This window comes from Bradyrhizobium sp. T-12 (genome assembly GCF_058314695.1).
This window is the reverse complement of record NZ_CM177756.1, coordinates 1,306,778-1,332,621: the sequence shown is the minus strand read 5'-3', so window position 1 is coordinate 1,332,621 and position 25,844 is coordinate 1,306,778. Positions and strand designations below refer to the sequence as shown.

Here is a 25,844-nt window from a genome sequence, read left to right as displayed (position 1 = left end):
CAGAACTCAGCGACCTTGACCGTGGTTCAGCTTCGGTAGCGCCTTTGCTTCGATCTGGCGAATAGCGAGCGACGGAGAACTGCAGCGCACGTAAGATCTTAGCTTCCGGACCTGCGCTAAGGTGCCCGCCCGAAGTAGAGACGAAAGAAACGTCAGCGCCTACCAGCGTAGCGTTCAAGACCAAAAATAAACGGCGGGCTTTCGGCCCGCCGCTTTCGTTTGGATAGTTGCCCGGACAGGTCCGGCCACGACGATCCGGATCAATTATCCAAGAAGCTCCGCAGCTTCCGCGACCGAGACGGATGCTTCAGCTTCCGCAGCGCCTTCGCTTCGATCTGGCGGATACGTTCGCGGGTCACCGAGAACTGCTGGCCGACTTCTTCCAGCGTGTGGTCGGTGTTCATGCCGATGCCGAAGCGCATGCGCAGGACGCGTTCTTCGCGCGGGGTGAGCGAGGCGAGCACGCGCGTCGTGGTCTCGCGCAGGTTCGACTGGATCGCGGCGTCGATCGGCAGGATCGCATTCTTGTCCTCAATGAAATCGCCGAGATGCGAATCCTCCTCGTCACCGACCGGCGTCTCCAGCGACAGCGGCTCCTTGGCGATCTTGAGAACTTTTCGCACCTTCTCCAAAGGCATGCCGAGCTTCTCGGCGAGCTCTTCCGGGGTCGGCTCGCGGCCGATCTCGTTGAGCATCTGGCGGCTCGTGCGCACGATCTTGTTGATCGTCTCGATCATGTGCACGGGGATGCGGATGGTGCGCGCCTGGTCGGCGATCGAGCGCGTGATCGCCTGCCGGATCCACCACGTGGCGTAGGTCGAGAACTTGTAGCCGCGGCGATACTCGAACTTGTCGACCGCCTTCATCAGGCCAATGTTGCCTTCCTGGATCAGGTCGAGGAACTGCAGGCCGCGGTTGGTGTACTTCTTGGCGATCGAGATCACGAGACGGAGGTTGGCTTCCACCATCTCCTTCTTGGCCTGGCGGGCTTCGCGCTCGCCCTTCTGCACGGAGTGCACGATCTTGCGGAATTCGACGATCTCGAGCCCGGTGAGGGCGGCGAGCTGATGCACCTCGTGGCGAAGGTCCTTGATGCGGTCCTTCTCGTGGTGGACGAAGTTCTTCCAGCCCTTGGCCGAGAGTTTTGACACCCGGTTGAGCCAGCGCGGGTCCAATTCAGAACCGGTATAGTTGCGCAGGAAGTCCTCGCGCGCGACTCCGTGGCTGTCGGCAAGGCGCATCAGGCGGCCCTCATGCGAGACGAGGCGCTTGTTGATGTCGTAGAGCTGCTCGACCAGTGAATCGATACGCGCCTGGTTGAGGCGCAGCGACTTCACCTCGACGATGATCTCGTCCTTGAGCTTGCGGTATTTGCGCTCCTGGTGCGGCGAGAGCGAGGGCCCATGCGAGGTGCTCTCGAGCTGGTTCTGGATGTCCTGCTCTTGCAGCTTGCGCAGTTTCTTGTAGCTCTCGGCGATCTTGTCGAAGATCTCGACGACCTTCGGCTTGAGCTCGGCCTCGATCGCCGCCAGCGACATCTGGTTCTCGAACTCGTCGTCCTCGTCCATGTCGGCTTCGGCGGCGGATTCGCCGGGATCCTTGCCTTCGCCGACATTGCCGGCGGCGGGCGCGGCGCGGAACGGGGTCGGCGACGGCGGCGCGGCGGGCGGAGCGACATGCGCAGGCGCGCCGACGGCCGCGGCGGCCGCCTGGCCGCCCTCGGCGGGAGCTTCGCCGTTCTCTCCGGTGGGACCGGCGATCATCGCGTTGTTCATGCCGCCCTTGGCGTCGGGGCCGGCATAGGTGGCTTCGAGATCGATGATGTCGCGGAGGAAGATCTTGCCTTCGTTGAGCTCGTCGCGCCAGATGATGATGGCCTGGAAGGTCAGCGGGCTTTCGCAGAGCCCTGCGATCATCGCCTCGCGGCCGGCCTCGATGCGCTTGGCGATGGCGATTTCGCCTTCGCGGGAGAGCAGCTCGACCGTGCCCATCTCGCGCAGATACATGCGCACGGGATCGTCGGTGCGCTCGCCCGGCTCGCTCTTCTTGACCTCGGTGACGGCCTTCTGGGTGACTTCGACGAGCTCGTTGTCGGTCTCGTCCTCGCCGCCCTCGTCCTTCTCTTCCTCGCCTTCGCTATCGTCGGCTTCGGTGACGTTGATGCCCATGTCCGAGAGCATCGACATGATGTCCTCGATCTGTTCGGGCGAGGTCTGGTCGGACGGCAAGACTTCGTTGAGCTGATCGAAGGTTACGAAGCCGCGCTTCTTGGCCTGCTTGATCATCTTCTTCACGGCGGCGTCGGACAGGTCGAGCAAGGGCGAGGGCGCGTCCTGGGAATCCTTCTCCGGCGCGTCCGCTGCCTTGTCGTCTTTTTCCTTGTCCTTCGCCTGCAGCGTCTTTGCCTTGGTGGCCATCCATTGCTCCTAAACGCGCTTCATGCAGGACGCTGCGCCGCGTCCGCGTGAATTCACATGAACCTGTTGCCCGACGCTCTCGCTTCGGCAGCTCTCGACACGGAAAGGGCGGCGCGCATGTCTATCGCCACCCCCAACCTTCTCTCGCCGGAATTGCCTAACGCTTCGTCAGCCTCTTTGTCGCAGCGGATGCAGGTGAAGTGCCAACAGCGATTGCGCGGATTCATTCCTGACGCGTCTGTTCTGCCTGCGGCCGCCTGATGGCCAAAGTGCTACAAGACCGTTAAGCCTCGATTAACCCTGTTTTTGCCGCCAAACCCAAGATTTGGCGAGTCTTTTAGCGGTTCCGGCCCCGGCCGTCCGCATGATTCTTTTCTTCACACGCTCTTCTGGAACCGGCCCGACAGCTCGCCAAAACCCTCGATCAGGGCTTCGGTGCCATCGACCTCGGCCATCCGGGCCTTGACGTCACGCAGCCACGCCAAATTGGCCTCGCTGGGGTCCTCCCCCAAGGCCAGCTCGGCGTCCTTCAACTCCCTAAGTAGTGAATGCCATTGCCGATGCAAGGCAACGAGCTGATGCCAGGTGGAGAGAACGTCGTCCCGTGCTGCGCCCTCGCGCGCGCCCCACACCGCTGCGGTGGTGATACCGCTCTCAACCCTTTGAAGGACTTGCGCAAATCCGCCCTTTTCGAGATCGGACCGCATCTTCTCGGCCTGCTCCTCGGGGTCGGGCGAGTGGTGATGGTCGTTGGCGAAGGCGGCGATGATGCCGGCCCGGAGCTTGTGGACCTCGGGATGGGCCAGCTCCAGGGCCGCGACTTCCTCGAGATGATCGTGCAGCAGCCAGGGGTGGTTGATCAGAATTTGCAGGATCAGGGCCTCACGGCGCGAGATGGCGCTGCGCTGTCCCCTCATGATCGGGCTGGCCGCCAGCTGGGGGCTGGCCGCCTGATAGGGGCCTGACGGTAGCGGGGTGGGGCCGGCCGGACCCCGGCGGCCTCCACCGAATCCCTGACCGCCGAATCGATTCGCGCCGCCGCCCCTGAGCGGGAATGGCCGGCCGCCGCCGCCCTGGCCTTGGCGGAAATTGCCCCGGCCGCCGAAGCCGCCGCGCCCGCCTTCGGGGGCAAAGGCGCGCTGCAGCCGCTCGACAAATTCGTCGCGGTAATAGCGCCGCACCACCTCGTCGCGGATGCCGTTGGTCAGCTCCTTGATGCGCGCTTCCAGCGCGGCGCGGCGTTCAGGGGTAGCGAAATTGCCGCCTTCGAGCTCGCGCGACCAGATCATGTCGGCGAGCGGACGGGCCGCTCCAATCACCTCCTCGATCGCGCCGCGCCCGCCGGAGCGTGCGAGATCGTCGGGGTCCTGCCCTTCCGGCAGCAGCGCGAAACGAAGACTCTTCCCGGGCGCGAGATAGGGCAAGGCAAGATCCGCAGCGCGATACGCCGCCTTCTGGCCGGCGCGGTCGCCGTCGAAGCAGAGGATCGGCTCGTCCGCCATCTTCCAGAGCAGCGCGAGCTGGCTTTCGGTGAGCGCGGTGCCGAGCGGCGCGACGGCGCCGGGAAAACCGGTGGTGACCATCGCGATGACGTCGACATAGCCTTCGACCACGATCAGCGATGCGCCGTCATGGGTCGCCTTGCGTGCGGTCTGGTGGTTGTAGAGATTGTCGCCCTTGTGGAAGAGCGGCGTCTCCGGCGAATTCAGGTATTTTGCCGGTACGTCCTTCTCCAGCGCGCGCCCGCCGAAGGCGATGACGCGGCCGCGCAAATCCGTGATCGGAAACATCACGCGATCGCGGAAGCGGTCGTAAGGCACGGGGATGTCGTCGCCGGCGACCAGCAAGCCGGTCTCGACCATGTCGTCGACGGACACGCCGAGCTTGCCGAGATGCTCCTTCAGCGCGAAGCGATCCGGCGAGGCATAGCCGAGGCGGAACTGCAATTGCGTCGCCGGCGAGATGGCGCGGTCGGCGAGATAGCCGCGCGCCTTGGCACCCAGGCGCGAGGCCAGCGTCTCCGCGAAATAGGTCGCGGCGAGGTCCATGACGTCATGCAGCGTGCGGCGCCGCTGCTCCTGCCGCGCCGCATCCGGCGTCACCGCCGGCAGCGCCAGGCCCGCCATGCCCGCGAGCCGCTCCACGGCTTCGGCGAACGGCACGCCGTCGGTCTCCATCACGAAGGAGATGATGTCGCCGTGCTTGCCGGAGGAGAAGTCGTGGTAAAAGCCCTTCTGGTCGTTGACGTAGAAGGACGGCGTCTTTTCCTGCTGGAACGGCGACAGCCCCTTCCACTCCCGCCCCGCCTTCTTCAACTTCACGCGCTTGCCCACGACTTCGGAGACCGAAAGCCGGGCACGAAGCTCGTCGAGGAATTGGGGCGTGAAGCGCATTATGCTGATTTCTGGGCTGAGTCGGACGTTATGGCCAACCGGATAGGCATATAGGGACGGCCCCGGGAAATACGAAGCATGTGTGGCTTCTCCCGGCTATTCACAGGTGAAAGTTTCGACGGAAAGCTTGAACCGCGCCCGGTTCCACGCTTCCATGGGCCATGTTCAGGACGTTTCGCGGCGGCCAGAGCGGGGGCTGGCGGGTGACCTCGGTCGCAGCAGTGACGGGCGAGCCCCTGCCCTTCGTACCGGCGCTGTCGGTCACCGACAGCGAGGCGGTCTCGTTGCCGCTGGTGCCCTCGCGCAATGCCTGGCGGCTGGTCGGCGTCGCCAGCAGCCTGCGCTACACCGAAAGGCCTGAGAAGCAGCAGCTCGTGGCCGTGCAGGCCGGGCTCGGCCGGGTAGAGGCCACCAGCGCGGCACTGATCCCGATCCGCAAGTCGCAGGCGTGGTGGGATCTGACACAGGACGAGCGGCGCCAGATCTTCGAGGACAGATCGCACCACATCGCGAGCAGTCTTCGTTTCCTGCCCGCCATCGCGCGCCAGCTCTATCATTGCCGCGACCTCGGCGGCCCCTTCGACTTCCTCACATGGTTCGAATTCGCCCCGGCGCACGCCTCGCTGTTCGAGGAGCTGGTCGCGATGCTCCGGCAGACCGAGGAGTGGCGCTACGTCGAGCACGAGGTCGACGTGCGCATGGTGAAGGAAGCGCTGTCGGCTTAATGCTCCAGGAATCGCCCGGATTCGATGCGCGGCAGATCGGTGACCGGCCAGTTGTAGACGTAGGTCCAGGCCTTCTCCGTGGCACCATCCGGCAGCGTCACGTCGACCAGCCGGCGCAGATATTCGGTCGGCTCGGGAAAGCCCTCGCCGCAGGCCTCATACATGTCGAGCTCGGCCAACAGCTCCTCAGGCACGCGCATCCGGAAGAGCTCGCCATGGACGATGTCGGTGGCCGTCTCCGACAGCAGCAATCCCGGATAGTGCTTCACCAGAACCAGCCGGCCGCGGCAGGTCGCCTCGCCCAGAAAATCCGCGTGCCCCGCCAGCAGCCGCGCCATCGGATGGTCGAAGCCCCGCATCAGGGTGCCGTAGACGAAGAGGCGATCGGAGGTCATGCTGTTCTAACGTTGCGACGTCGGTGCAATATCGTTACTCGTTTCAACACGCAATCGTTTCATAGGCAATCAGGATGGACCTGCATACGGCCGAGGCGACCGATCAACTGCTCGGCGAGGGCGACATTGCGCCCGTGCATGAGGTGAATGCGGAGGGACGATCGCCCTTCCTGCTCACCTCGGATCATTACGGTCGGGTGCTGCCGCGCGCGCTCGGAGACCTCGGCATCGCGGAAAGCGAGCTCGTCAGGCACATCGGCTGGGACATCGGCATTGCCGGCGTCGCCGACGGGCTTGCCAAGTTACTCGACACCCATCTGATCGCGCAGAGCTATTCGCGGCTCGTGATCGACTGCAACCGCCCTCCTGCCGCGGCAGGCTCGATCCCGGTCATCTCCGAGGCGACGGCGATTCCGCGCAACGAAGGCATCTCGGATGACGAGCGCGAGGCGCGGCGGCGCGAGATCTTCGAGCCCTATCATGATCGCATCGATGCCGCGATCGACGCCCGCCTGCACGCCAAGCGGCCGACCGTGCTGGTGTCGCTGCACAGCTTCACGCCAGTCTATGCCGGCGTCGCGCGGCCCTGGCACATCGCCGCGCTCTACAACCGCGACACCGTGCTGCCGCAGCTCCTGCTCAGGCATCTGCGCGCGGAAGGCGATCTCGTCGTCGGCGACAACGAGCCTTATGCGGTCAGCGACCTCACCGACTACACCATCCCGGTCCACGGCGAAGGACGCGGCCTCGTCAACACCGGCATCGAGATCCGGCAGGATCTGATCACGGACCCCTCCGGCCAGCGGCAATGGGCCGAACGGCTGGCGCGGATCCTTGGCGAGATCGAGGCGGAGCTGCGGCCGGAGCTGCTGGTCGGTTAGCCGCCTCGCGTTGCGACGAACAGCGCGAGCGCGGCGAAGATCGCGGCGATGCCCCATAGCAGCCAGGCGATGCGGCTCGCGCCGTTTGCATCGAGCGTTGCCTCGACCGGGTTGTCGGGATTGACGCGGACCTCGACAATCGCGCCGTCCTGGTAGCGCGCCATGAGCTTCTTTAACATCTTCTCAGACCCCGACGGGGTGCCGGCCGCAGCGCGCGCGCATTCATTGGTGTAGCTGACGTTCTGGTAGCGATAGGTGTAGGTCACGCGCCTGCCGAACATCTCGGTACCGCGGCGCTCGCCCGGCTCGCTGGCCTCGTAATAATGCTCGGGCGCCGACAGCTTGATCGTGCCCTGCACGACCGGCCAGCGTGCGGCCATCGACGCCTGACGTCGCACCCCATATCCCATCAGTGCGATAACGAGGGCGAACGCGCCGAGGCCGACGACGAGGCCCGCGAGATCGGGCCGGGCGATGTGGTGCGCGAGGTACGCATAAGTCTGGTTGAGCCCGAACGCCGAGCCGAACACGATGCCAAGCACGATCACCGTGCCGATGCCGAGGCAGCCCCACAGTCCCTTGGGCAGGTCGCGCTCCAGCACGGCCTGCTCGGGATGGCGCGGATTGTAGTAGACGGTGACGATGCTTCCGGCGGGATACTTTGCGAGCTTCTCGGCGACCTCGAAATTGCCGAGATCCTCTCCGATCGAGATGCGGCCACCGCGCAGCTTGCGGCCGCCGACCGCATATTCGTAAGTCACGTTCGCAAAATTGCGTTTCTCGAGGCGATAGCCGTCCTCGCGGTCGCTGTCGGAGACCCTGACCTCGCGCACCTCTGCAGCCGAGACAACGACCTTACCCGGCGCCAATAGCCAGCTTCGCGCCTCGCGCACCTGCCAGGTCTTGACGATGGCGGCAACCAGGAGGAGTCCAAGGGGCGCGAGCAGCATCGCATAGACGGTCCAGGGCAGATCGGGCACGGCAAAGACCTTCGTCAGCGGCAATGTCCGATTGGACGCATCGCCGCTGCAAATGGTTCAAGCCGAGACGTGTCTGCGGAGGTTATTTCGCCCGGGTCAGCGCCAGCCAGATGCCGCCGCCGATCATGAAGCCGCCGGAGATGCGCGACATCATCCGCGTGCGGCGCGCCGAGAAGAATTTTCGCGCGCGGCCGGCGGCGATGGCGTAGAGCGCATCCGTCATCACGGCGGTGACCATGAAGGTCGCACCCAGGAGCGCGACTTGCGGAAAGTGCGGCTGGTTCAAGTCCATGAACTGCGGGATGAAGGCGCCGAAGAACACCAGCACCTTCGGGTTCGACAGCAGCACCAGAAACCCTTGCAGGAAGAAGCCGCCGCGTGGCGGCGGAGGCGGCGTATCGACATCGACGCCCTCGACCGGCGCCCAGATCAGCTTGATGCCGAGCCAGACGAGGTAAGCGGCGCCGGCAAAGCGCACCCAGTCGAACCAATAGCCCATGGTCGCCATCAGTGATGTCAGGCCGATCGCGACGATGCCGATGACGATGGCAAGCCCGGCTTGCGCACCGGCCACGTTGGTGAGCGCGGCCCGCGTGCCGTGGCGCAGGCCGTTGGCGATGACGAGAGTGACGATCGGCCCCGGCAGCAGCGCAAGCGCAATGCAGGCGGCGAGGAAGGCGAGATAGGCTTGCATGGACATCATGGGAGGGACTCGGCTGAAAGCGGTTTGAAGGTATTAATGCATGGGACGAGCGGGAACGGAAGCTCACTCATCCATTCTTCGCCAGGCCGGCAGCCGCGCGCGCCGCTCCGGTCAGCTCGAGGATGTGCAGGCCGGTATTGGCGCGGTCGACGATGTAGATGTAGCCGCGGTCGTCGGTCTCGACATTGTTGGTCTGGATCGCCACCTTGCAACGCTCGCCGCCTTCGATGGGAATGCAGCGCTTGTCGGTCGCAGCCGTGATCGCGGGAATGAAATAGCCGACTTCCCGGGGATGATAGGGGTCGCGGATGTCGAGAGCGCGCACGCCGGCATTGAAGAAGGCGATGAAGGCCATCTTCTTGTAGTAGACCGGCGCCATGCTCTCGTTCGATGAATGCGCGCCGAACCGGCCGCCGCGCTGGCAGAACTGCCCGCTCGCCTCCGGCACGGTGTAGCTCGAGATCATCATCGGCCGTGTCTCGGTGGTGACGTCGGCGAACCACACCATCTGCCTGGCTTCACCGCATTCGTTGAGGATCGCCTCGTCCACGATCATGACGATATCGCGGGTCTTGCCGTCCTTGTCCTCGGAAAATTCGGCGATGGGCATGTCGAGCATCGGAAATGTCGTGTGCGCGCCGTTGAAGGCGGACATCGGCAGGCGCGCAATCTCGGGATAGCGCAGATTGTCCGGCGTCGGCTGCTTCGGTCCGCTCAGCAGCTTGTCGCGGTCGACGATCTGCAAGATGCCGCCCTTGTTGGTGCCGTAGCCGAAATAGACGCGGTTGCCATCGGGCCCGGTCGAGATCGGCCCGTGCAGCTCGGTCGGCACCGCGCCGGTCGAGCCCGGCTCCTGACCCGGCAGGCCGAAGTCGCGGATTTTCTGCGGACGCGCGGGATCGGAGAGATCGTAGACTTGCGTCATACGCCGGGTGCGCCAGTCGGGCGCGCCCGAGACGAGATAGGCGATGCCGGTGTCGCACTCCCACCAGCTCTTGTGCGTGTCCTTCAGGCCGCCAATGCGCGTGATGAGCACCGGACTGGCGGGATCGCTGACGTTCCAGATCTCATGCGCCTCGCTGCCGAAAGTCCTGAGCATGTAGACCGCGTTGGGATCGCCCTTCGGCAACGCCTTGCCGTCGCAGACCCGCACCATCTGCGCGCCGCCGGATTCGTACTTGCCCTCCTGCCCCGGCAGATGCCGCAGATATTTCGGGCGCGCGGGATCGGTGACGTCGACGATCGAGGTGCCGTTCGGCTCGGCCTTGCCCGTCATCGGGTTGACGGGAGCGGGCACGTCGTCGGTGCCGCCGTGATGGCCGATATAAGCGATCCAGCGATCGCCTTGATGATGGATGGTCGGCTGATAAGCGCTGCGCGCCTGCAGGTCGCTGGTGCCCACGAGCTTCATGTTGGACGCTTCGGGCGGCGCGCCGATGGTTTGCTTCTGGGCGTGGACCGCCGTGCTGCAAGCAAAAAGGACGAGGCTTGCAGCAGTCAGGACGCAACGAAACATCAAAGTCCTCCCGGAACCAATCTGTGTTGGCTGAGATCAAAGGCTAACACAGCCGAATGCGGGCGACCAAAACACGATTTCGCGGCTCGCGCTTGACATGCAACCATTTGGTTGCGTATTGTCGTCGCCATGGATGAGGTCTTCAAAGCGCTCGCCGATGCATCACGACGCTCGCTCTTGGACCGGCTTCACGCCAGGAACGGCCAGACGCTGAAAGAGCTCTGCGAGGGCCTCGCGATGACGCGGCAGGCCGTGACCAAGCACCTTTCGATTCTGGAGGAGGCCAGTCTCGTCACGACCATCAGGCATGGCCGCGAGAAGCTGCACTACCTCAACCCGGTGCCGATCCATCAGATCGGCGAACGCTGGATCAAGAAATTCGAGCGCGGCAAGTTAGCTGCGCTCAGCGAGTTGAAACGCCAGTTGGAGAAGCGCGATGAGTAAGCCGGAATTCGTCTACGTGACCTATATCGAGACCACGCCGGAAAAGCTGTGGGAGGCGCTGACGTCGAGCGCGTTCACGCGCCAGTACTGGTTCGACACCGAGGTCAGGTCCGACTGGAAGGTCGGCTCGCCCTTTGCCCTCGTGATGGGCGGCAAGGTCACGGACACCGGCGAGATCCTCGAGGCCGACCGGCCGCGGCGACTATCCTACACGTTCAAGCACGAATTGATGGAGGAGATGCGGAACGAAGCGGCGACGAAAGTCGTCTTCACTCTGGCGCCCTTTGGCAATCTCGTGAAGCTGACGGTGACGCACGAAGGATTCGCCGCGGGCAGCAAGCTACTCGACGGCATCTCCAAGGGCTGGCCGGCCATCCTGTCCGGACTCAAGAGCCTGCTGGAAACCGGCAAGGCGCCGACGATCCCGCCCGCCGCGCTCGGCATCGAAGGATTTGCGTGATGAATATCGAACAATTCAAGCCGCTGACCGTCTACACCATCTACATCGCCTCCACGCCGGAGAAGGTGTGGGAGGCGCTGACCTCGGCGGAGTTCAGCCGAAAGTATTTCTCCGGCTTTGCGGTCGAGATGGAGCCGAAGCTCGGCGGCCGTTTCATCGTGCGCGCACCCGACGGCTCCGAGCACATCAGCGGCGAAGTGTTCGAATACGATCCGCCGAGGAAGCTCACGGTGAGCTGGAACGTCAATTGGCCGGGCCTCGTCGCCAAGCTCGGCTCCACGCTCGTCACCTACGAGATCGAGGCAGCCGGTGAAGCCGTCCGTCTCACCATGAGCGAGCGCCACGACCGCGAACTCAGCGACGACATCCTGTCCGGCGGCCGCACCGGCTGGCCCGCGATCCTCTCCGGATTGAAGAGCCTGCTGGAGACAGGCAAGGCACCGCAGATCAAGATGTCCCCGCCGGCGAAGATGCTGGACGCGCTGAAGGCGATGGGGATCAAGACGCCGTAGGTGCGGAGTCATTCCGGGGCGCGCGTAGCGCGAGCCCGGAATCCACCTCGCAGCAGGGTTGGTGGATGAATGGATTCCGGGCTCGCCCTTCGGGCGCCCCGGAATGACGACTAGGCGGGCACCGGCGCCACCAGCCGCCGGTAGAGATGCCAGGTCGCGTGACCGAGCACCGGAAGCGTCACGATCAGCCCGAGAAAGTAAGGCAGCGCCGAGACGATCAGCAGCATCACGATCACGGCGGCCCAGGAGATCATCGGCAACGGGCTCATCACCACCGCGCGCACGCTCGTCACCATCGCTGTGACGAAATCGACCTCGCGGTCGAGCAGCAGCGGAAACGACACCACGGTCAGCGAGAACAGGATCAGCGACAGCACGGCGCCGACCGCGTTGCCGATGCCGAGGAACAGCAGGCCCTCATTGGTCGTCAGCACCACCGTCATGAATTCCTGAAGGCTGGAGAACGAGGCGTGCAGGCCGAGCAACAGCGCGATCAGGAGCCGCACCTGGTACATCCAGACCACGAACACGAACAGCGTGACGAACGCCATCCAGCCGATCTCGCTGCGCGAGCGCACGGCGGACCAGACCGCGCCGAAGGAGACCGGCTCGCCGCGCTCGCGGCGGCGGCTGACCTCGTAGAGGCCGATGGCCACGAACGGTCCGATCAGCGCGAAACCTGCCGCCAGGGGATAGACCAGATAGACCATGCCGAAGGCGGTGAAGCACAGCATGATGGCGATGCCGCCAGCCGCGTAGAGGACGCCGAAGCAGAGACCGTACAGCGGCAGCGCCTGGAAATCGCGCAGGCCCTCGACCAGCGCCTCGGCGATGTCGGTCACCGCGACGGGACGGACCACCGGATCGACCTTGCCCGAGATGGACATCAGCTTTCCTCCCCACATCGGCGCGATCTTTCGTCGCGCGCAGATTGAACGCGATATTAGCGTTGCCGCCCGCGGGCGCAACTTGACGGCTGATGGCGGGGCGAGAACGGCGCCGGCCTGCGGAGGTGACGCGGCGGCGGCTCGAATTCTTTAGTCTTCTGTGCGATTTTCGAGCAGATTCCTATGGACTGCGTAGACAATCGTCCGCAAATTTTACCTTCAAGCCGCGCGCGTGACGATCAAAACGGACCGCCCAACAGATGAGCCTGCGTACCCGGTTACTGATCCTTGTCATCGCGGCCATGCTCGTGCCGGCGATCCTGGTCGGGCTGCGGTTCATGCAGAACCGGGCCAGCGAGATCGACGCCGCGCTGGCCAATCTGGCCGCATCCGCCGACGACATCGCAAGTGATCTCGGCGAGAAGATCCAGGGCACCGCCCAGCTCCATTACGGGCTCGCCCGGGCCCGCGACCTCGACACGCGCGACAAGGCGGCGTGCTCGGCATTCCTGTCGGATGTCCGCGAGGAATATCCGCAGTTCACGGGTATCCTGACCATCGATCCCGACGGCCACCTGTTCTGCGACTCGCTGCGGACCAACCGCACGCTCGACCTGAACGACCGCGGCTATTTCAAAGAGGTCAAGACCCTTCAAGGCGTCGTCGCAGTCGAGCCGGTGTTCGGCCGCCTCACCGGCCTGTCCGTGCTCCAGATCGCCTATCCTGTGCGATCGGAGACGGGCGCGTTGAAGTTCGTGCTGCTCGCGTCCTTCAACCTGAACAAGTTCGCCGAGTTTCACGACAAGCGGCTGCTCGCCGAGAAGGACATCCTGTTCGTCGACGCCAAGGGAACGGTGCTGGCCGCCCCCAAGGGCGGCGGTTGGAGCGTGCCCGTCGGCGGATCCATCGCCGGCTCCGACCTGTTCCGCTTCGCTGCAGCGCCCGATGGCGAGCCATTTCGAGAGGTCACCGCCGGCGGGGGCCGTACGCGGATATGGGGCGTTGCCCGCTCGCCGGCGATCCGCAAGGCCGGCCTCTACATCCTGGTCGGGCGATCCAAGGACGTCCTGGTCGCGGCGGCGAACCGCAGACTTTACGAGGACATGGCGATTCTCGCGGTGGCCTCGCTGCTGCTCCTCGGCGGCCTCTGGATCCTCACGACCGTGAGCATCGGACGTCAGGTCGGGCGGCTCGCTGCCATGGCGAAGCGCCTCGGGCGCGGTGATCTCAGCGCGCGCATTCCAGAGCCTCACCCGGGCGGAGAGCTCGGCGGGTTGATGACCCTGCTCAACAGCACGGCCGAATCGCTCGAGCAGCAGCGTGCCGCAATCGCCGATCTCAGCCACAAGCTCAGCCAGTCTCAGAAGATGGAAGCGATGGGTCAGCTCACCGGCGGCGTGGCGCATGATTTCAACAATCTCCTGACCGTCATTCTCGGCAATTCGGAACATCTCGCCGACAGGCTGGCGGGCAACAAGGAATTGCACCGGATCGCCAACGATATTGCGACCGCCGCCGAGCGCGGCTCCGACCTGACACGAAGCCTTCTCGCCTTCGCGCGCAAGCAGCCGCTGAGACCGCGAGAGATCGACATCGCCGAGCAGGTCACCGGCATGAAGCAGCTTCTTCGGAGGACGCTGGGCGAGCACATCGAATCGAGCTTCACATTCGCGCCCGATCTGTGGCTCGCCAGCGTCGATCCCGGCCAATTGGCCACCGCCGTGCTCAACCTCGTGCTCAACGCGCGCGATGCGATGCCTGACGGCGGCAAGCTGATGGTCGAGGTGAGCAACGCATCGCTCGGTGAGACCGACATCGACGTCAACGGCGAAGCGCGTCCGGGCGATTACGTCATGCTGTCCGTGAAGGATACCGGAAGCGGCATGAGCAGCGAAGTGTTGGGACGCGCATTCGAGCCGTTCTTCACGACCAAGGAGGTCGGCAAGGGGACCGGCCTCGGCCTGAGCATGGTCTACGGGTTTGCACGACAATCCGGCGGACTCGTGCAGATGCAGTCCGAGCCGGGACAAGGCAGCGTCGTCAGGCTGTTCTTTCCCCGTCTCGCAACACCGCCGAGCGAAGATCCGCCTCCCGCGGAGCAGACCGTCACGCAAGCGGACCACGAGACCATTCTCCTCGTCGAAGACGACGACATGGTGCGCGCCTATATCGAGAACGAGCTCAGGACGCTCGGCTACCGCGTCATCACGGCTTCGAACGGGCCCGCGGCGCTGGAATTGCTGCGGCAGAGCGACGACGTCCGGTTGCTGTTCACCGACGTGGTGATGCCCGGCGGCATGTTCGGGCCGGAGCTCGCAAGACAAGCCACCATGCTGCGGCCCGATCTCAAGGTGCTCTTCACCTCGGGCTACAGCCAGGATCCCGTCAAGACGCCGGACGGGATCGACGCCCGCATTCTGACAAAGCCGTTCCGAAGGCAGGATCTTGCCGCGATGCTGCGGTCCGCCCTGGCGGCGCGGCCGCGATAGTCAGAAGCGCGACGCGAGCAGAATCCCCACGGCGAGATTGGCCGCAAACAGACCCGCGTCGATGACGAAGATCCGCAGCATCGGACCCTTCAGCACCGGCCAGTAGGCCACCCCGACGCGGCCGCCGCGCATCAGCACCGGAACGTTGTAGACGAACTGGCTGAAATGGCAGGCGGCAAAGAACAGGAATAGCACGATCTGCGCCTCGACCGGCTGGAAGAAGGACGGACGCGCCGCCAGAAGGTAGAACGACAGCAGACCGATCGGCAGGTTCATGCCGCCGAGGAACGCAACGCTCGCCGCCAGGGTCGGCGCGATCGGATTGCTGCGCTCCTCCCGCGGCAGCAGGATCTTCAGCGTGTTGGTTTGCGCGATGCTGAACTGGACAAAGGCACCGACGAACCAGAGCGTGTTGAGGAGCAGGACGATATCGGAAAGACGCATGGTTATTTCCCGTAAAAGGCTTCGCTGCGTACGACGCGGCCGGCATCGTCGAAATCCATGAACTCGCTTGCGCGGGTGTCGCCGAGCTGCCACCAGACGACCAACCGCGCGATCGTATCGTCCCAGCTCCAGCTCAATACCTTGAGGTCGGCGCTTTCGATGTGGCCATAGGCTTTCCGCCAATAGGCGCGGATGTTTTCGGCACCGCTCACGACCGGCGAGCCGGTCAGCGTCAACGCCAGAGGACTGCGCATCTGCGCGTCCTCGGCGAAATGCGCGACGACGGCGTCGATATCGACCTTGCGCCAGCTCGCGCACCATGCCGCGACAAAGGCTTCGGCGGCCGCGCGATTCATCGTCTGTCCGCCCATGACGCGGCCCTCCCCTCGCTCGATGGCGCGGAGAATGGCAAAGCACGATCTTCATGTCAACTACGTTGACTTGAGACTGTCAGTTATGGTCGGCAATCGCCTCCATGACGGCCATCCATGCCGCCTTACTGGTCGAACCGGCGCGATCGAACGCCTTGCGCATGACATTGCGCTCGTGGTCGGAGGCGCGCTGCTCGATACGCTGGCCGGCGGCCGTCAGGCGCAGCAGCTTCGAGCGATGCTGCTCGGGCGAGCGCTTCGACGTCACGAGCTTGCGCTCCAAGAGCAGATTGAGCGGCCGGTTGAGGGCCTGCTTGGAAATGCCGAGGACCTCGAGCAGCGAGCCGATCGCGATGTCGGGCCGGCGCGCCACCACGTAGAGGATGCGATGGTGCGGACGCGACAGGCCCTGCTTCGCGAGGTATTCGTCGGCTTCCAGCGTCATGCCGCGCCAGCCGTAATACATGAGCTCGAGCGCCGCATCGAGATCGTGCAGCTTGTCGAGCGAGGCGCGATGAAGTCCCGCGGCTTGAGAAGTCTTTGCCATCGTGGACGTCAGCCCTTGGCTCGCAGCTCGCGCCGCAGCACCTTGCCCGTCGCCGTCATCGGCAGCGTCTCGGCGAATGCGACGAAGCGCGGATATTCGTGTGCGGCAAGCTGCACCTTGACGAACTCCTGAATCTCGCGCGCCAGCGCGTCGCCGGCGCTGAAGCCGGGCCGCAAGACGATCCACGCCTTGATCGATTCGGTGCGGATCGGATCGGGAATGCCGACCACGGCGGCCATGGCCACCGATGGATGCTTCATCAGCGTGTGCTCGATCTCGGACGGGCCGACGCGATAGCCCGCGGTGGTGATGACGTCGTCCTCGCGGCTGACGTACCAGAAATAGCCGTCCTCGTCCTGCACGCCGAGATCGCCGGTGAGCAGGAACGCGCCGGCATATTTCTTCGCCGTCGCATCCGGATTGCGCCAGTATTCGAGCATGGTGACGGGGCACGGCTGGCGCACGCCGATGACGCCGCGCTGGCCGCGCGGCAATTCCTCGCCCTTGTCGTTGACGATGCGGACGTCGAAGCCCGGCGTCGCCTTGCCCATCGCGCCGGGGCGGATCGGAAACAGATTGGAGTTGCTGCCGATCACGAGATTGCACTCGGTCTGGCCGAACACCTCATGCGCGTCGATGCCGAAGGTCTCGCGCACCCAGCCGAGCAGTTCGCCGCCGAGCGATTCCCCGCCGGTGAAGATGCTGCGCAGCTTGACGCCCGGATGCTTCGCGCCGGCCTGCCGCATCAGCTTGAGTGCCGTCGGCGGCAGGAAGACGTTGCGGACGCCGAGATCGGCCATCATCTGCATCGCCGCCTGCGGCTCGAACTTGCGTGCGCGATGGCCGACGAGGGGGATGCCGTGGTACCAGAACGCGAGCAGGCCGTTGACGAGGCCGCCGATCCACGCCCAATCCGCCGGCGTCCACATGAGATCGCCGGGCCTCGGCAAGAAGTTGTGACACATCTCGACGTTGGGGAGGTGACCGAGCACGACGCGGTGCGCGTGCAGCGCGCCCTTCGGGTTGCCCGTCGTGCCCGAGGTGTAGATGATCAGCGCGGGATCATCCGCGGAGGTATCGACCCGCGCGAAGTCGGGCGAAGCGGCCTTGATTGCACCCCAGAACGACGTCGTGCCCGCAGGTGCACGCTCGCCGACGACATAGACGGTCCTCAATTGCGGCAGGCGATCGCGGATCTTCGCAAGCTTCTCCCAGCCGCCCTCGTCGGTGATGATAGCCTTTGCCTCGGAATTCGACAGGCGAAACTCGAGCGCATCCTCGCCGAACAGCGCGAACAGCGGGATCGAGATCAGGCCGGAGCGGAATGCCGCCATATGCGCGACCGGCAATTCCAGCGACTGCGACAGGAACACCGCGACGCGATCGCCGCGCGACAGCCCGTCCGCTTTCAGCACATTGGCAAAGCGGCGCGACATCTCGGCGACCTCGTCGAAGGAGGTGCGGCTGGTCGCGCCATTGTCGTCGACATAGACCAGCGCGAGGCGGCCCGAGCCGTCAGCATGGCGGTCGCAGCACGCCTCCGCCATGTTGAAGCGCTCAGGGATGCCCCAGCGGAAATTGCGGACGAGTTCGTCGTAGGTTGCGGCTTCGGTCAGCATGGGCCGGATCGTTTCCCGATGTCTTGTTGTTGTGTAGTCTAGAGCCACAGGGGCGCGGAACAAAGTCCCGTCATTCCGGGGCGTCCGCAGGGCGAGCCCGGAATCCATCGAGCCACAGGAAACGCCGCCTGATGGATTCCGGGTTCGACGCCAGCGCGTCGCCCCGGGATGCCGTTACCGCACCGACGCGAAAAACTTCCTGACCTCCCGTACGAACAGCTCCGGCTGCTCGAACGCGGCGAAATGGCCACCCTTCTCCATCTCGCTCCAATGCGTGATGTCAGGAAAGTTCGGCTCCATCCAGCGCCGCACCGGCGTGATGATCTCCTTGGGAAAGGTGGCCACGCCCGTCGGCACCTTGACGACCGGCGTGGTGCGGCGCTTGCCAAAACTTTCCCAATAGAGCCGCGCCGAGGAGGTCGCCGTCTCCGTCGCCCAATAGAGCATGACGTTGTCGAGCAGCTCGTCCTTGGTGAAGATGTTCTCGGGGTGGCCGTTGCAATCAGTCCAGGCCCAGAATTTTTCCAGGATCCAGGCCGCCTGCCCGCTCGGCGAATCCGTCAGGCCATAGCCGAGCGTCTGCGGGCGCGTCGATTGCTGCTTGGAATAACCGGAGTCGAGATCGACATAATGCTTGAGGCCGGCGAGCGCCCGCTTCTCTTCCGCCGTCGGCTCGCCCTCGATGCGCGGTGGCGAGTTGAAGGACAGCGTGATGTGGATGCCGGCGCAATGCGCCGCGTCCTGCGCGCCGAGCGACGTCGTCACCGCCGAGCCCCAGTCGCCGCCTTGCGCGCCGTAGCGCGCATAGCCCAACCGCTCCATCAGCCTGGCCCAGGTCGCGGCAATGCGGTCGACGCCCCAGCCGGTCTCTTTGGGTTTGGCCGAGAAGCCGAAACCCGGCAGCGAGGGACAGATCACGTGAAACGCGTCGGCGGGATTGCCGCCATGCGCGGCGGGATCGGTCAGCGGCGCGATCACCTTCTGGAATTCCACGATCGAGCCGGGCCAGCCATGGGTGATGATCAGCGGCAGCGCGGCCGGCTCCTTGGAGCGTGCGTGAATGAAATGGATGTCGAGCCCGTCGATCTCGGTGGTGAACTGCTCGAAGCGGTTGAGCTTGGCCTCACGCGCCCGCCAGTCATAGTCATTCCCCCAATAGGTGCAGATCTCCCGGATCCATTTCAGCGGCGCGCCCTGGCTCCAGTCGTCGACCAGCTCCGCCTCCGGCCAGCGCGTACGCGCGAGGCGCGATTTGAGATCGGTGAGGATGTCGTCGCTGATGGCGATGCGGAACGGTTTGATCGCGGTCATCGTGCCTCCCAGTTTCTTTTTGTCATTCCGGGGCGTGCGAAGCACGAACCCGGAATCCATTGAGCAACAGGGCTGGCGGCCTGATGGAGTCCGGGCTCGACGCTTCGCGTCGCCCCGGAATGACGGCCTAGCCCGACAACGCCGCCTTCACCAAACCGCTGGCCTTCCCAAAATCCATCTGGCCGGCGTATTTCGCGCGCAGCACGGCAATCACCTTGCCCATGTCTTTCATGCCGGCTGCGCCCGTCTCGGCGATCGCATCCGCGATCGCCTTCTTCACCTCGTCGTCGGCCATCTGCCTCGGCAGGTATGCCGAGATCACCGCGATCTCCTCGCGCTCCTGGGCTGCGAGCTCGGCGCGGCCGCCCTTGTCGTAGAGCTCGACCGATTCCTGGCGCTGCTTGATCATCTTCTGAAAGACGCCGAGCAGATCGGCATCTGACAGCGGCGGCTTGCCCTGGCCGCGGGCCTCGATGTCGGCGTTCTTGATGGTCGAGTTGACCATGCGCAGCGTGGACAGCTTGCGCTCGTCCTTGGCCTTCATGGCCTCCTTGACCGCATTGTTGATCTCGTCGCGCAGCATGATCGTGATCCCTTCGAATATCTGAGGCCTGATCTAGGCCGTTCGTGGCCCCTAGACAACCTCGGTTCCGAGCCATTCGGTGAGCGCACGCACTGTCGCGTCCGGCTGCTCGGCTTGCGGCAGGTGTCCGCAGCGCTCGAGAACCTTGAGCCTTGCGCCGGCGATGCCCTCGGCCATCTCCTTGGAGAACGCGTTGGGAATGGTGTTGTCGACATCGCCCGTCAGCACCAATGTCGGACAGCTGATGGCGGAAAGCGTCGGGCGCGAATCCACCCGCGCGATGATCGCGGTCTGCTGCCGCAGATATCCCGCGACGCCGACATCCTCGTCGTGCGCATGGACGAGCTCGAGAATCTCGGCATCGTCGCGTCGCGACGGATGCACAAGCTCCGCAAAGCTCTCCTCGCGGATGGCGCGGAGCTCGCCGCGCCTGGCGCGCTCCATCAGGCCGCGGCGGCGTGCGGTCGCCTCGGCGGTGTCGGGCCGGGCCTGGGTGTTGATCAGTGCGAGTTTCACAACCCGCTCGGGTGCCTGACGCATGATCTCGAGCGCGATGTAGCCGCCCATGGAATGGCCGGCGAGCGCGAAGCGCTGCGGCGCCTCGCTCAGCACCCGGGCCGCGATCGCCGCCATGCTGTCATCGCGGATATGGTTGGCGATCATCACCGGGCCGAACCGCCACAGGGCCGGGACGACGGGGGCATAGATCCGGGCCGAGGAGGCCAGCCCCGGAACCAGCACGATCGGGGTGGTCTGGTCCATTATTGCCTCGCAAGCCCCTCAAATTGCCGGAAATTATGCGACCGAGCTTAAGCGGCCGAGGAGGCCTGTCAAATATGCAAAAACGCATGTGAATCGGGCCTCTCCCGCTTTGACGGCGGCGCCTTCGGAGACTATGAAACGCGCTCATGACACAACATGACAACGATCCCGCCTGGCCGGACCAAAAACCGACCGCGCTGTTGGTGCTTGCTGACGGCACGGTGCTCGAAGGCTTTGGTCTCGGCGCCGAAGGCCACGCCGTCGGTGAAGTCTGCTTCAACACCGCGATGACCGGCTATGAGGAGATCCTCACCGATCCCTCCTATGCCGGCCAGCTCATCACCTTCACCTTCCCGCATATCGGCAATGTCGGTACCAACGAGGAAGACATCGAGACGGTGAACATGGCGGCAACGCCGGGCGCGCGCGGCGTGATCCTGCGCACCGCGATCACCGATCCCTCGAACTACCGCGCCACCAAGCATCTCGACCAGTGGCTGAAGGCACGCGGCATCATCGGCCTCTCCGGCATCGACACCCGCGCGCTGACCGCACTGATCCGCAGCAAGGGCATGCCCAACGCCGTGATCGCGCACGCCAAAAACGGCGAGTTCGACCTGCATGGCCTCAAGGAAGAAGCGCGCGAATGGCCCGGCCTCGAAGGCATGGACCTCGTGCCGATGGTCACGAGCGGCCAGCGTTTCACCTGGGACGAGACGCCCTGGCTGTGGGACAAGGGCTTTGGCCGCCAGGACAAGCCGGAGTTCAACGTCGTCGCCATCGACTACGGCATCAAGCGCAACATCCTGCGCCTGCTCGCCGGCGTCGGCTGCAAGGTGACGGTGGTGCCGGCGACGACCTCGTCCGAAGACATCCTGGCGATGAAGCCGGACGGCGTGTTCCTGTCCAACGGTCCGGGCGATCCGGCTGCAACCGGCAAATATGCCGTGCCTGTCATCCAGGACGTCATCAAGTCGGGCACGCCGACCTTCGGCATCTGTCTCGGCCACCAGATGCTGGGCCTGGCCGTCGGCGCCAAGACCAAGAAGATGCATCAGGGCCATCACGGCGCCAACCACCCCGTGAAGGACGAGACCACCGGCAAGGTCGAGATCACCTCGATGAACCACGGCTTTGCGGTGGACGAGGCCACGCTGCCGAAGGGTGCGACGCAGACCCACATCTCGCTGTTCGATGGGTCCAACTGCGGCATCCAGCTCGACGGCAAGCCGGTGTTCTCGGTGCAGTACCATCCCGAGGCCTCACCAGGTCCACGCGACTCGCACTATCTGTTCCAGCGCTTTGCGGACCTGATGCGGCAGAAGAAGAGCGCGTAGGGCGCGCTCTTCCGCAACTGCCTTGACGACATCGAGCCCGGGCCTTGTCCCGGGCTCTTGTCATTCCGGGCTCACGCGTCGCCCCGGATTGACGGAGGACCGAGGAACGCCGCCTCACGCCCCTCGTTGATCCCTGCTAGATTCGCGCAGGAGCCCCGCCATGTCCGTCGTCCGCGACAACGCCGAGCCACTCGCCATCGTGTTCGAGGACGACGGCCTTACGCCGAACAACATCCGTCCGTTCCTGGTCTACCAAGCCGCGGTGAAGCTTGATCCGAAGCAGCCGGAAGCGACCATCGAAGATCTGTTCGAGGCGAACGGCTGGGGCGGCACCTGGCGCAACGGCGTCTACGATTATCTGCATTATCACGCGACGGTGCACGAGGTGCTCGGCGTCGCGCGCGGCAGCGCACGGGTCCGCTTCGGCGGCGACCACGGCCAAGAGCTGGACATCAAGGCCGGCGACGTCGCGATCCTGCCTGCCGGCACCGGGCATCAATGCATCAAGGCGAGCAACGATTTCTGCGTGATCGGCGCCTATCCGCCAGGCAGCAAGATGGAGATCACGAGGGCGACGCCGGAGAACCACGCCAAGGCGCTGAAGACGATTCCGCAAGTCGCGCTGCCGCCGGCGGATCCCGTCACGGGGAAGGATGGCGCGTTGATGAGGCTGTGGCGATAGCCAGGAGAAGGGTGCCGTAGGGCGGGCAGAGCGGCTTGTCCGCCGTAGCTCGAAGAGCGAAGGCGGAAGCGTGCCCACGCATTTTTGCGATCGAGAGAGATGGTGGGCAGGCGCGCGAACAGCGTGCCTTTGCCCACCCTCCGACAGCTCGGCCTACGCCTCGTTGCCACCTTCCTGCCGCGTCGCCTCGAACAGGAACCACGTCCGCCGCTCGGTCTCGTCGATGAAGACTTCGAGGATGCTGGCACTGGCGACGTCGCCGGCATCGTCGCAGACCTCATGGGCTTTGCGCATCGCGGCGGCGACATGCTTGTTGTCCTGCATCAGCTCGCGCAGCATCTCGCGCGGCGGGACGTAGTCCTCGTTGTTGTCCTTGATGGTCTGCAGCTTTGCGACCTGGCCAATCGACTTCAGCGTGGTGCCGCCGATCTTGCGGACACGCTCGGCGAGCTGGTCGGTGGTGGCGAAGATTTGGTCCGACTGCTCGTCGAGCAGCAGATGGTAGTCGCGGAAATGCCGACCGCTGATGTGCCAGTGGAAGTTCTTGGTCTTCAGATACAGCGCGAAGGCGTCGGCCAGAAGCACGTTGAGCGCCTCCGAGACCTTCTTGACCCCGTCGGGCGACAGATCGGTGGGAGTATCGAGATCGGGCGAGACCTTGTTGGTTTTGCTCACGGGAGACCTTCCTGTTAGGACGCGGACATTGACGGCGCGCCGTCGCACCCCTAACGCAAGGCGGGCAGCGCGGTTCCCAGACAGGAACCGCTGGGCGGGATACCATGGACGATTGGATCGATTATTACGACTCGACGCATACGATCTATGTCAGCAAGCTGCATCGCGACTTGCACTTCCAGATCATCGCGCGGGACATTATCGGCTACATCGCCTCGCCCGAGGCGACCGTGCTCGACTACGCCTGCGGCGAGGCGTTGTCGGCGAACCAGGTCGCGGCCGCATGCGGCAAGCTGATCCTGGCCGAGCCAGCGCCCGGGGTGCGCGGCCGGCTGATCGCGCGCTTTGCACCGAACACCAAGATCCGCGTCCGCTCGCTCGACGACGTCCGCAATATGCAGGACCAGTCCATCGACCTCGTGGTGATGAACTCGGTCGCGCAATACATGGCGCCGGAAGAGCTCGATGCCGCGTTCCTCAACATCCGCAGGATCCTGCGGCCCTCCGGCAAGCTGGTGCTGGGGGACATCCTGCAGCCCAATGTCGGCATGTTCAGGGATGTCATGGCGCTGCTCGGCTTCGGCCTGCGCCACGGCTTTCTGAAGGACGCGCTGATCGGGCTGATCAGCACCGCGCTGTCGGATTACCGCCAACTGCGCACGCGCATCGGGCTGCAGCGCTACAGCGAGGACGAGATCACCGCCAAGCTGAGCGCAGCCGGCTTCGCGGTCCAGCGCGCCCACACCAATATCGGCCACAATCGCTGGCGCATGACCTTCATCGCGCGGCCGCCCCTGGTTCGTTAAGCATAACAATTAGCCGTTGTGGCTTGTGGCACCGCAATCGGACATGATCGCTGCGGCCCGGTGGCGGAAGCGTCTACGCGAGGGCGGTGCAACGCTCTTCATCCTGGTTCAAATCCAGGCCGGGTCTCCACGCTTCGCCCCTACGGGCTGCGCGTGGCGCAGTCACGCCAGTCCCGAATGGACGAAGCGTGTACGGCGTAGCTGGAGCGAAGCGCAAGCGAAGACGGACTGCCCGCCCGAACCTCAATCCGCCTCGACCACATCCCCCTCCGACAACAAGTGCAGCCGCTCGGCATCCTTCGCCGCGGAGCCAATCACCGCGTCCAGCAGGCCCGGAAAGCGTGCATCCAGATCCTCGCGGCGCAATCGCATGAAGCGGTTGGTGCCGGCCACGCGCGTCTGCATCAGGCCGCATTCGCGCAGCTTGGCGAAGTGATAGGCCAGGTTCGACTTGGCCCCGAGCCCATTGAAATCGCCGCAGCAGAGTTCGCTGCTGACACGTTCCTGCGCTGCGAGCTGGTACACGATCGCCAACCGGATCGGATCGCTGAGGCAATCCAGAACCATCGGCAGCTCGATCTGCTCGCGGGTGGGGTGGAGAGGCGTGCGGCTCATGACCAGGAAATCATAGCGATGCGGCAGCAATGTTCAATAGTTCTTGAACCGATTGACATCGCCACCTTTGTACATTCAATTGTTCAATAAGCGTTGAACATAGGATGTGGTCCAATGAGCGTGTTCTGGCTGGCCTTGGGAGCCTTTGCGATCGGTACTGAAGGCTTTGTGATTGCTGGGCTTTTGCCTGCAATCGCGGGTGATCTGTCAATTTCGGTCCCGGCCGCCGGCCAGCTCGTCACCGCCTACGCCCTTACCTATGCCGTGGGCTCCCCGATCCTGGCGGTGGCGCTGAACAATATCGACCGCCGAACCGTGCTGGCCCTGGCGCTGGCGACCTTCATCGCCGGAAACCTCGCAGCGATGGTGGCTTCGAATTATGCCCTGCTGCTCGCCTCCCGGATGCTGATGGCGCTGGGCTCGGGCCTGTGCATGCCGACGGCCCTCGCCGTGTCGATCGCCATCGCATCGCCCGAACGGCGGGGCCGCGCGGTGGCGCTGGTCACCTCCGGACTCACGGTCGCGACTGTCATTGGCGTTCCCCTCGGCAATCTCGTCGGCAGCCTGCTCGGCTGGCGCGCGACCTTTGCCATGGTTGCCCTGATCGGCGCCGTCGCGCTCGCGGGCCTCCTGCTCGGCCTGCCCCGCGGCCTGCCGCGCAACACGGCTTCGCTCAGCGAGCGGCTCGCGGTGGCGCGCCACGGCAATGTCGTGGTCGCACTTTTGATCACGATATTATGGGCGCTCGGCGGCTTCACCGTCTTCACCTATTTCGCGGTTCCACTGCGCAATCTCGGCTTCGACGCCTCGCAGATCAGCCTGGCATTGCTGGTGTTTGGCGGCGCGGCGGCGATCGGCAACATGATCGGTGGCGTCCTGGCCGACCGGCTCGGCACGCTCACCACCGCAGCGCTCGGGCTCGCCGGCATGGCGAGCGCCCTCATCCTGCATTCACTGGTCCTGAAGCTGATGCCCGGCCAGGCCCATTACGCCGTGCTGGGCGCGATCTTCCTCTGGGGCATCTCGGGCTGGGCGTTCTATCCGGCCCAGATCGCCAGCATCATCCGGATCGAGCCGCAGGCCTCGATGATCGCCCTCTCGCTCAACGCCTCCGCCATGTATCTCGGCTTCGCCATAGGCGGGGCCCTCGGCGGCGCGGTGCTGGCCACCCTGTCGCCCAACGACCTCGGCTGGATCGGCGGTGTGAGCGTAGCGGCCTCGCTTCTGGTGCATCTCGCCCGCGGCTGGCAGGCCCGGCCAAAACCAGTCAAAATTGCCGGTTGATGGGCG

The 25,844-nt window shown here is 64.7% G+C and carries 26 protein-coding genes and 1 tRNA gene; 11 read left to right on the top strand and 16 right to left on the bottom strand.

The genetic code is table 11. The features are described from left to right. Positions 1-260 precede the first annotated feature (260 nt). The gene (rpoD, locus tag AC0WRY_RS06440) at positions 261-2,417 is read right to left on the bottom strand and encodes an RNA polymerase sigma factor RpoD (protein WP_491122817.1); all 2,157 of its coding nucleotides are present in this window, start codon (positions 2,415-2,417) and stop codon (positions 261-263) included. Between the two features lie 377 nt (positions 2,418-2,794). Beyond that, the gene (gene dnaG / locus AC0WRY_RS06435; RefSeq protein ID WP_491122816.1) at positions 2,795-4,810 is read right to left on the bottom strand and encodes a DNA primase; all 2,016 of its coding nucleotides are present in this window, start codon (positions 4,808-4,810) and stop codon (positions 2,795-2,797) included. A 161-nt stretch (positions 4,811-4,971) separates the two neighbouring features. Between dnaG and AC0WRY_RS06430 the strand changes: the two genes are divergently transcribed. Beyond that, positions 4,972-5,535 carry a chlorite dismutase family protein gene (locus AC0WRY_RS06430; protein WP_194406188.1) on the top strand — a complete coding sequence of 188 codons (564 nt, stop codon included), beginning with the start codon at positions 4,972-4,974 and terminating at the stop codon, positions 5,533-5,535. On the opposite strand, the gene AC0WRY_RS06425 is transcribed toward AC0WRY_RS06430, so the two are convergent. After that, positions 5,532-5,930 (bottom strand): gamma-glutamylcyclotransferase family protein, encoded by a 399-nt coding sequence (locus tag AC0WRY_RS06425; protein ID WP_194406187.1) that lies wholly within the window; start codon positions 5,928-5,930, stop codon positions 5,532-5,534. The two genes, AC0WRY_RS06430 and AC0WRY_RS06425, sit on opposite strands and share 4 nt — an antisense overlap. A 74-nt stretch (positions 5,931-6,004) precedes the next feature. Between AC0WRY_RS06425 and AC0WRY_RS06420 the strand changes: the two genes are divergently transcribed. After that, positions 6,005-6,811: an N-formylglutamate amidohydrolase gene (locus tag AC0WRY_RS06420; RefSeq protein WP_491122815.1), complete on the top strand. Its 807-nt coding sequence runs from the start codon at positions 6,005-6,007 to the stop codon at positions 6,809-6,811. Here AC0WRY_RS06420 and AC0WRY_RS06415 read toward each other — a convergent pair. The 3 genes from AC0WRY_RS06415 to AC0WRY_RS06405 all read right to left on the bottom strand — a co-directional run bounded on the left by AC0WRY_RS06415 (position 6,808) and on the right by AC0WRY_RS06405 (position 10,010). Continuing rightward, entirely contained in the window at positions 6,808-7,815 is a 1,008-nt protein-coding gene (locus AC0WRY_RS06415) for a DUF3592 domain-containing protein (protein WP_491122814.1), read from the bottom strand. The genes AC0WRY_RS06420 and AC0WRY_RS06415 overlap by 4 nt on opposite strands. Positions 7,816-7,873: 58 nt before the next feature. Continuing rightward, positions 7,874-8,494 carry a LysE family translocator gene (locus tag AC0WRY_RS06410; RefSeq protein ID WP_194406184.1) on the bottom strand — a complete coding sequence of 207 codons (621 nt, stop codon included), beginning with the start codon at positions 8,492-8,494 and terminating at the stop codon, positions 7,874-7,876. 67 nt (positions 8,495-8,561) lie between these two features. Beyond that, complete coding sequence (locus tag AC0WRY_RS06405; RefSeq protein WP_194406183.1) at positions 8,562-10,010, bottom strand: LVIVD repeat-containing protein; 1,449 nt, start codon at positions 10,008-10,010, stop codon at positions 8,562-8,564. A gap of 129 nt (positions 10,011-10,139) precedes the next feature. Between AC0WRY_RS06405 and AC0WRY_RS06400 the strand changes: the two genes are divergently transcribed. Genes AC0WRY_RS06400 through AC0WRY_RS06390 form a run of 3 tightly spaced genes read left to right on the top strand, consistent with a single transcriptional unit; the run spans position 10,140 to position 11,426 of the window. After that, complete coding sequence (locus AC0WRY_RS06400; RefSeq protein WP_194406182.1) at positions 10,140-10,454, top strand: ArsR/SmtB family transcription factor; 315 nt, start codon at positions 10,140-10,142, stop codon at positions 10,452-10,454. Further along, on the top strand, positions 10,447-10,914 hold the full coding sequence (locus AC0WRY_RS06395; RefSeq protein ID WP_194406181.1) for an SRPBCC family protein: 468 nt from the start codon (positions 10,447-10,449) through the stop codon (positions 10,912-10,914). Before AC0WRY_RS06400 ends, AC0WRY_RS06395 begins: the two co-directional genes overlap by 8 nt. Next, positions 10,914-11,426 carry an SRPBCC family protein gene (locus tag AC0WRY_RS06390; RefSeq protein ID WP_194406180.1) on the top strand — a complete coding sequence of 171 codons (513 nt, stop codon included), beginning with the start codon at positions 10,914-10,916 and terminating at the stop codon, positions 11,424-11,426. Before AC0WRY_RS06395 ends, AC0WRY_RS06390 begins: the two co-directional genes overlap by 1 nt. Positions 11,427-11,536: 110 nt before the next feature. Here AC0WRY_RS06390 and AC0WRY_RS06385 read toward each other — a convergent pair whose 3' ends face one another. After that, positions 11,537-12,313 (bottom strand): DUF2189 domain-containing protein, encoded by a 777-nt coding sequence (locus AC0WRY_RS06385; protein ID WP_194406179.1) that lies wholly within the window; start codon positions 12,311-12,313, stop codon positions 11,537-11,539. Between the two features lie 260 nt (positions 12,314-12,573). On the opposite strand from AC0WRY_RS06385, the gene AC0WRY_RS06380 reads away from it, so the two are divergent. Further along, positions 12,574-14,802: an ATP-binding protein gene (locus AC0WRY_RS06380; protein ID WP_194406178.1), complete on the top strand. Its 2,229-nt coding sequence runs from the start codon at positions 12,574-12,576 to the stop codon at positions 14,800-14,802. Here the strand turns inward: AC0WRY_RS06380 and AC0WRY_RS06375 are convergent, their stop codons facing one another. The 7 genes from AC0WRY_RS06375 to AC0WRY_RS06345 all read right to left on the bottom strand — a co-directional run bounded on the left by AC0WRY_RS06375 (position 14,803) and on the right by AC0WRY_RS06345 (position 20,439). Then, positions 14,803-15,246: a hypothetical protein gene (locus tag AC0WRY_RS06375; protein WP_194406177.1), complete on the bottom strand. Its 444-nt coding sequence runs from the start codon at positions 15,244-15,246 to the stop codon at positions 14,803-14,805. A 2-nt stretch (positions 15,247-15,248) separates the two neighbouring features. After that, complete coding sequence (locus AC0WRY_RS06370) at positions 15,249-15,617, bottom strand: nuclear transport factor 2 family protein (protein ID WP_194406176.1); 369 nt, start codon at positions 15,615-15,617, stop codon at positions 15,249-15,251. A gap of 79 nt (positions 15,618-15,696) precedes the next feature. Further along, positions 15,697-16,164, bottom strand: a complete 468-nt coding sequence (locus AC0WRY_RS06365; RefSeq protein ID WP_194406175.1) for a MarR family winged helix-turn-helix transcriptional regulator — start codon at positions 16,162-16,164, stop codon at positions 15,697-15,699. Between the two features lie 8 nt (positions 16,165-16,172). Then, a complete protein-coding gene (locus AC0WRY_RS06360) occupies positions 16,173-17,783 on the bottom strand; it encodes an acyl-CoA synthetase (RefSeq protein ID WP_491122813.1) in 1,611 nt (536 codons plus the stop codon). Positions 17,784-17,957: 174 nt separating this feature from the next. Continuing rightward, positions 17,958-19,094: an epoxide hydrolase family protein gene (locus AC0WRY_RS06355; protein WP_194406173.1), complete on the bottom strand. Its 1,137-nt coding sequence runs from the start codon at positions 19,092-19,094 to the stop codon at positions 17,958-17,960. A 127-nt stretch (positions 19,095-19,221) separates the two neighbouring features. Continuing rightward, positions 19,222-19,677, bottom strand: coding sequence for a GatB/YqeY domain-containing protein (locus AC0WRY_RS06350; protein ID WP_194406172.1), 456 nt, complete (start codon positions 19,675-19,677; stop codon positions 19,222-19,224). Between the two features lie 51 nt (positions 19,678-19,728). Further along, positions 19,729-20,439, bottom strand: coding sequence for an alpha/beta fold hydrolase (locus AC0WRY_RS06345; protein WP_194406171.1), 711 nt, complete (start codon positions 20,437-20,439; stop codon positions 19,729-19,731). Between the two features lie 146 nt (positions 20,440-20,585). On the opposite strand from AC0WRY_RS06345, the gene carA reads away from it, so the two are divergent. Further along, positions 20,586-21,776: a glutamine-hydrolyzing carbamoyl-phosphate synthase small subunit gene (carA, locus tag AC0WRY_RS06340; RefSeq protein ID WP_194406170.1), complete on the top strand. Its 1,191-nt coding sequence runs from the start codon at positions 20,586-20,588 to the stop codon at positions 21,774-21,776. 160 nt (positions 21,777-21,936) lie between these two features. Beyond that, complete coding sequence (locus AC0WRY_RS06335; RefSeq protein WP_194406169.1) at positions 21,937-22,458, top strand: cupin domain-containing protein; 522 nt, start codon at positions 21,937-21,939, stop codon at positions 22,456-22,458. Positions 22,459-22,611: 153 nt separating this feature from the next. Here AC0WRY_RS06335 and AC0WRY_RS06330 read toward each other — a convergent pair whose 3' ends face one another. Then, entirely contained in the window at positions 22,612-23,133 is a 522-nt protein-coding gene (locus AC0WRY_RS06330; protein ID WP_194406168.1) for a Dps family protein, read from the bottom strand. 104 nt (positions 23,134-23,237) lie between these two features. Here AC0WRY_RS06330 and AC0WRY_RS06325 point away from each other — a divergent pair, with 104 nt between their 5' ends. Together AC0WRY_RS06325 and AC0WRY_RS06320 are read left to right on the top strand one after the other, a co-directional pair. Next, positions 23,238-23,939: a class I SAM-dependent methyltransferase gene (locus AC0WRY_RS06325; RefSeq protein ID WP_194406167.1), complete on the top strand. Its 702-nt coding sequence runs from the start codon at positions 23,238-23,240 to the stop codon at positions 23,937-23,939. A 54-nt stretch (positions 23,940-23,993) separates the two neighbouring features. Next, positions 23,994-24,069: transfer RNA gene (locus AC0WRY_RS06320), tRNA-OTHER, on the top strand. Between the two features lie 113 nt (positions 24,070-24,182). Here AC0WRY_RS06320 and AC0WRY_RS06315 read toward each other — a convergent pair. Further along, positions 24,183-24,554, bottom strand: a complete 372-nt coding sequence (locus AC0WRY_RS06315; protein WP_194408182.1) for an ArsR/SmtB family transcription factor — start codon at positions 24,552-24,554, stop codon at positions 24,183-24,185. Positions 24,555-24,668: 114 nt separating this feature from the next. Here AC0WRY_RS06315 and AC0WRY_RS06310 point away from each other — a divergent pair, with 114 nt between their 5' ends. Beyond that, complete coding sequence (locus AC0WRY_RS06310; protein WP_194406166.1) at positions 24,669-25,838, top strand: MFS transporter; 1,170 nt, start codon at positions 24,669-24,671, stop codon at positions 25,836-25,838. Positions 25,839-25,844 lie beyond the last annotated feature (6 nt).